The sequence below is a fragment of the Anaerophaga thermohalophila str. Valhall genome (assembly GCF_000250735.1).
GTDB lineage: Bacteria > Bacteroidota > Bacteroidia > Bacteroidales > Marinilabiliaceae > Anaerophaga > Anaerophaga thermohalophila_A.
Map to the genome: position 1 here is coordinate 1 of NZ_AHZV01000357.1, position 6,438 is coordinate 6,438.

Consider the following 6,438-nt stretch of genomic DNA (forward strand, 5'->3'; position numbering starts at 1 on the left):
AGCAGTGATATAAGATACAAGATGATTCGCATAACATTGGTTTACTGTATTTTAGCAGATATAATTCATTGATCGCAAATAGCTGATTTGTTATTTAGTGCGTGTCTATAAACTCGCAAAATTTTCACAATATGTGTGTCTGTTCAGAAAGTGCCAGTTGCAAGGCTTGCAAAGCCGCCAAAAACGGAGTTTACTTTTCGTAAATGAGTATTTTGGCGGCGAGCGTAACACAGCAAATGGTACTTTATGGACAGACACCAACTAAATATCTTAAATCTAAACATCTAATTATCTATACCTATGAAACGAGCATGACAAGGTTTGTCACAAGAGAACATGTATAAACCCAATCATGCGAGTTCCATCAGACCAATAACTTAGACTAATTTTATACTTATGAAACACATCATTTCTTTTTTGATTTTGACAGCTCTTTTAACGGGTTGCAGCTTGTTCGACAACAACGAAGAACCAAAGAAAAAAGAGTTTGACCTTAAATCTCTTGAGGTGTTATCGGCTACCGACCGTTTTGGTTGGGACCTCTTTAAAACAGTGAATTCTGATGCCGACCCCGGCGAAAATGTGGTGATTTCATCATTGAGTGTAGCTCAGGCTTTGGGGATGACCACCAACGGTGCTGCCGGTGAAACACTCGATCAAATGTTGGCTGTGATGGATTTTGGCGATGTCACCACAATGAATGAAGCGTTTAAAAATATTCGGGAGGTATTGCACTCCGCTGATTCGAAGGTGGAGATTGAAGTGGCCAATTCTGTTTGGTATAAAGAGTCGTTACCAGCTAAAAAGAGCTTTAGTGAAACCGTGAAAGAGTATTACGAAGCTGCATTCAGGGGAGTGGACTTTTCGGATAAGGTAGGGGCCAATGAACTTGTTAACGGCTGGGTAAACGAAAAAACAAGAGGGAAAATACCTGAAATTATTGATGAAATCAGTGATCAGCAATATATGTTTCTGGTCAATGCCGTTTATTTTCTGGGAAAATGGCAGTTTCAGTTTCAAGAGTCGGCTACGAAGGATGGAAGCTTTAAACTTTCGGATGGTAGCACTGTTCAGGTGCCCATGATGAATCAGGAACAGGATTTACATTATTATGCCGATGAAGAACTGCGTGCAGTTAAGCTTCCTTACGGAAACGGATCATTTTATATGATTGTAGCACTTCCTTCCGGGGAAGCTTCCGTCAATGATTTGGTCAATAATATGACTTCCGAAAAGTGGGCATCTATACTTGAAAATATGAATGAACAGAGTATTGGTCTTTTTATGCCTCGTTTTGAGGTTGAGTGCAAATACCTTATGAATGATCCGTTGATAACTATGGGAATGGAGCTTCCCTTCTCGGAGTTTGATGCTGATTTTTCCAATATGATTGATGCGCCGGTTTTTATAGCAAAGTCAATCACAAAACCTATATCAAAGTGGATGAAGAAGGTACTGAAGCTGCTGCAGCCACAAGTGTGGGGATGAATATGACTTCAGTGAATCCCGGGCCAATGGTATTCCGGGTCGACCGTCCGTTCTTTTTTGCTATTGCAGAAAAAGAAAGCGGTGCTATTCTTTTCTCCGGGAAAATTGAGAATCCATTGGAGTAATCGAAGTAAGTTATTGTTAATGAATGCTGACGGTGCAAAATAGTGCTTCGAAAAACGATTGTTCGTTGTTCGAAAGCTGGTTATACCTACTTCAAGCAGGCCTGTTTTTCCCGGTAATTATAAACTGCACTTGCCTGAGCTGTCGGCATCAGAAGCATGTCGTTGACATTTACATGTGGCGGACGAGTGATCATAAACTCAATGGCATCCGCCACATCACCGGCATGTAGTGGCGTTAAACCTTCATATACTTTGTCTGCCTTTTTTTATCTCCATGATATCTTACAATTGAGAATTCTGTTTCCACCATTCCCGGTGAAACCGAAGATACCTTTATATTGTGTGGTAACAGATCAATCCGCATACCTTTGGTTAGTGCATGAACCGCGTGTTTGGACGCGCAGTATACATTTCCGTTGGCATAAACTTCGGTGCCGGCAATGGAGCTCACGTTTATGATGTGTCCTTGTCTCCTTTTTATCATTTCGGGGATAACCAACTGGCTGATGGCCAGCAGTCCTTTTATATTTGTATCTATCATTTGTTCCCAGTCATTCCAGTCTCCATCCTGAACAGGCTCTGCTCCGGCAGCAAGACCGGCATTGTTGACCAGTAGATCAATTTGTTTCCAGTCATCAGCCAGTGAATTCCAGGCTTCGTGCATGGCTTTCCTGTCTCTGATGTCAAAAGCCAACACTTTTACTTTCACATTGTTATTTTCCAGTTTGTTTTTCAGTTCTGACAGGCGATTCTCCCGCCTTCCGGTCACTATCAAATCGAAACCGTTTCGTGCCAGCATTGCGGCTGTTGCTTTGCCTATCCCGGAGGAAGCTCCGGTAACAACTGCTTTTTTATTCATAATTATTGTGTTTGTTTTATGCAGTTTTTTTGCTATTTTTCAACTCAAAATTAGTTAGGTTTTTACAATTATATAAGTATTCCGGATAAGATTGTTACCGGGATGTATTTTATGTTTTTTGTATAGCTTTGATATTCTGTATTTTAGCAAACAAAATCTTTTACCACAAACAATTGTTTTGAAATGTATTGATAAGGTTTAACGGAATATTAAGACGGGCACTTATTATATTTCCCTAAAGGGCTATAGGCAGTAGTGATAAAAAGTATCTATTCCTTTCCTTAAAAGAATGGATACTTTTGCCCAAAAGAATGGATACTTTTGCTCAAAAGAATCGATACTTTTTAACCTGATTTATGAATAGATCAGGTTAAAGAAATTCGATGTCAGTTAAAAAAAATATTGACTCCGATATTGGCACTTAACCTACCTCATGTATTTCTTAATATTAGAACACCATATAACGATGATTCATAGATTAATCAGGTTAAAATAAATGAAACGAGCATTCCAGGGTTTGCCACAACAAGAATATGTATAAAACTCACATGCGAGTTTCATCAGACCAATAACTTAGACTAATTATATACTAATGAGAGGAGAATGGAGCTCTGATTTTGCAAAACGGACAGACAGTACCTGCATGAAAATTTTACTGGCTTTCTGCTAAATCGTGGACTTTATTCGATCATAAAAAGAAAATTCTATACTTATGAACTATAAAGACCTGTCAACAATAGAAGATGTCGAGGTGTTGAATATGACATCAGAGGAGTATGAAAAAATTCAGACCATTTTAGGGCGGGTTCCGAACAAACTCGAACTTGAACTATTTTCCATTTTATGGTCGGAACATGCCAGTTATAAGAATTCTCGCAAATGGCTCGAAATACTTCCCAGAAAGGCCGATCATGTTTTGGTGGAAGCCGGTAAGGAGAGCGCAGGAGTGGTTGATATTGGCGATGGTCAGGTGGCTGTTTTTAAGCTGGAATCACATAATCATCCATGCGCCGTTCAGCCTCGTTTGGGAGCATCCACCGGCATGAGGGTAGTCAATCGTGATATTTTTTCTATGGGAGCCCGTCCGGTAGCGCTTCTCAACTCTTTACGTTTTGGTAATTCTGATCGCGATACTGCCCGTTGGCTGTTCGATGAAGTTGTAAATGGCATTGCCGATTTTGAAAAGGGATTTGGAATTCCGGTTATTGGCGGAGAAGTGTTTTTTTGCGACGCTTTTAATACCAGCCCTATTGTAAACACTATGTCGATAGGTGTTGCACAAAAAGACGAATTGGTTTCTGCCGTTGCTAAAGGTGAAGGAAATTTAGTTGCTGTTATTGGTGTGCCTACAGGAAAAGACGGAATATCGGGCGATGCCTTTGTGGCGGATATGATTTCTGATGGAGAAACCAAGAGCATCTCATTTGACCAGATGCGCGATATTCAGTCGGAAAAACATCTGTATAAGGCACTCAGTAGCCTGATCCGGGAAAATTTGGTGATTGGGGTACAAACCATCGGCGGACAGGGAATAATTGGTGCTCTTATAGAGATGGCTTCAAGGGGAAACAGCGGAATTGACTTTTCTGTGGAGGAAGTTCCCTTACGGGAGAAAGATATGAGTTTGCGGGAAATTCTTATTTCCGAAACCTGGGGCAGGATGTTGATATGTTTTCGACCCGGTGACAAGGAAAAAATCAAATCAGTTGTTGAGGGTAACAGTCTTTCAATGGGAGTTGTCGGAAAAGTAAACAACAGTGGCATCTTGAGATGCCAAAAGGATGGTGATACTGAAGTCGAATTTCCGGTAAAATACCTGGGGCTTGGCGAGTTGGCTCCTGTTTATGAACGTGAAGCTTCCACAGAAAGAAAATTGCCCGAAAGTATAAAAGTTGAAGACATACAGGAGCCTGATCATTATCCTGCCGTGGTTGACAAGATGCTCAAATCACTGAATGTTACTTCCAAGAAATGGCTGACCAGGAAATTTTCCAAAACATTGCGCCGGGAAGCTGCCAGCACGAAATTTCCTTCCGATGCAGGAATCGTTGAACTCGGAACGAATAATAAAGCTCTGCTTGCCACGGTAGACAGTAATCCTGCCTATTTCTCTTCCGATCCCTATAACGGAGCAAGGATATCAGTGGCCGAAGCTATGCGAAATATTGTTTGTGGTGGTGGAACCCCTTTGGCAATCACGGACTGCCTCAATTTTGGAAATCCTTATGACCCGGCGGCTTATGCCGATTTTGTGGATGCAGTGAAAGGACTCGCCGATGCCTGCAAGTTCTTTGATATGCCTGTTGTGAGCGGGAATGTTAGCTTTTATAACCAAAGATCTGTCGACGGACATATTATTCCTGTTGTTCCTACTCCTGTTATTGGTGTTCTTGGCATTATAAAGGATGTGGAAAAGCATACCACACTGTCTTTTAAGCATAAAGGGGATATGATATTCCTGGTAGGACGTTCGCGTAATGATATAAACGGTTCCGAATACCTTAGAGCAGTACACGGTATTGAAAAATCGCTTCCTCCTTATTTCAATCCGGAAGAAGAGAAAAAATTGTTTTCGGTACTTGGAGATATGGTTGATCACCGGCTTGCCCGCTCGGTTCATGATGTTTCCAACGGGGGGCTCTTTTTTGCTTTGCTTGAAAGTGCTGTCCCCATGGAATTTGGGTTTGATATCACTACAGATGCAGAAGTCAGACGCGATGCTTTTCTGTTTGGTGAAGCTCAGGGACGAGTTATTGTATCGGTTTCTCCAGAAAAACAGGATGAATTTGTAGATTTCATGGTCGATAAGGGAATGCCGTTCTCTATTTTGGGACACGTTACCAAAGGTGAGATACGGGTCGATGACGAATCATTCGGATATGTTGATGAATTAAAAGCTAAATTCGAAAACAGATTAAAATGGTGGGCTGAAGGAAAAGTCTGATAAAATAGAAGCTTTGTTTCATAGCATCTCAGCGTTTAGTCTTTAATTCGACGAAACATAAAAGTTTAATAAACAATTATTTAACGGTCTGCTGAATGATAAAACCCTATAAAAATCTTGAAGGGAGCAAAAAGGAACAGGTGCGTACAATGTTTAACAGGATTGCTCCCAGATATGATCTGCTTAATCATCTGCTTTCGTTTGGGATTGATAATATCTGGAGAAAAAATGTTGTAAAGCAACTGAGGGAATTGAAAGCTCCGATTATTCTTGATGTGGCAACGGGAACAGGCGACCTGGCTATTCAGATAGCCGGAATTGATCCTGTTGCGGTTTATGCACTCGATTTATCGGAAGAAATGTTGGCTATTGCCAGGGAAAAGATCGAAAAGAGGCGTTTGCACATGACCATCCAGCTAAAACACGGCGATTCGGAGGAATTACCCTTCGAGAATAATTTTTTCGATGCCGCAACGGTTGCTTTCGGTGTCAGAAATTTTGAAAACTTGCAGAAAGGGCTGTCCGAAATTCATCGTGTGCTCCGACAAGGCGGCCGGTTGGTTGTGCTTGAATTTTCGCGACCGAAAATGTTTCCGTTGAAACAATTATATCATTTTTATATCACCCGCATATTACCATGGTGGGGGGGCATTATTTCTCACGACAAAGATGCTTATTCGTATCTTCCCGAGTCGGCCTTACAGTTTCCCGATGGAAAAGACTTTACAGATGAACTTCAAAAAGCCGGTTTTGAATGTCAAAAGACTTTGCAGCAAACCTTCGGAGTTGCAACCATTTATGTAGCGACCAAAAAGTGACAGCAATAAATTGATGCTCTGTTTCGTTTGCATCAAAAAACATTTTTCCTTGCGAGTTATTTATGTGTTCCTGATATTGCTGATTATTTCCTCTCCTGCCGGTGGACAGATGAGAGATAAGAAAGGTGTGCCCAACCTTCCGGCATTCGATTACAGGCCATTGCATTTTGGATTTCTTATCGGGTTTAATACGTTGGATTTTAA

At 41.1% G+C, this 6,438-nt stretch carries 3 protein-coding genes and 1 pseudogene; 3 read left to right on the forward strand and 1 reads right to left on the reverse strand.

Features of this window, described 5'->3' with window-relative positions:
- Positions 1-396: 396 nt before the first annotated feature.
- Positions 397-1,613, forward strand: a pseudogene (locus tag OQ5_RS21675) (serpin family protein).
- A 235-nt stretch (positions 1,614-1,848) separates the two neighbouring features.
- Here the strand turns inward: OQ5_RS21675 and OQ5_RS21680 are convergent.
- Complete coding sequence (locus OQ5_RS21680) at positions 1,849-2,472, reverse strand: SDR family NAD(P)-dependent oxidoreductase (RefSeq protein WP_255297641.1); 624 nt, start codon at positions 2,470-2,472, stop codon at positions 1,849-1,851.
- 712 nt (positions 2,473-3,184) lie between these two features.
- Between OQ5_RS21680 and purL the strand changes: the two genes are divergently transcribed.
- Entirely contained in the window at positions 3,185-5,416 is a 2,232-nt protein-coding gene (purL, locus tag OQ5_RS0118710; RefSeq protein WP_016778954.1) for a phosphoribosylformylglycinamidine synthase subunit PurL, read from the forward strand.
- 95 nt (positions 5,417-5,511) lie between these two features.
- Complete coding sequence (gene ubiE, locus OQ5_RS0118715; protein WP_016778955.1) at positions 5,512-6,234, forward strand: bifunctional demethylmenaquinone methyltransferase/2-methoxy-6-polyprenyl-1,4-benzoquinol methylase UbiE; 723 nt, start codon at positions 5,512-5,514, stop codon at positions 6,232-6,234.
- Positions 6,235-6,438 lie beyond the last annotated feature (204 nt).

Excerpts from the sequence above, each read along its gene's own strand:
- OQ5_RS21680 (WP_255297641.1), bottom strand. The coding sequence starts at position 2,472 with ATGAATAAAAAAGCAGTTGTTACCGGAGCTTCCTCCGGGATAGGCAAA.
- purL (WP_016778954.1), top strand. The coding sequence starts at position 3,185 with ATGAACTATAAAGACCTGTCAACAATAGAAGATGTCGAGGTGTTGAAT.
- ubiE (WP_016778955.1), top strand. The coding sequence starts at position 5,512 with ATGATAAAACCCTATAAAAATCTTGAAGGGAGCAAAAAGGAACAGGTG.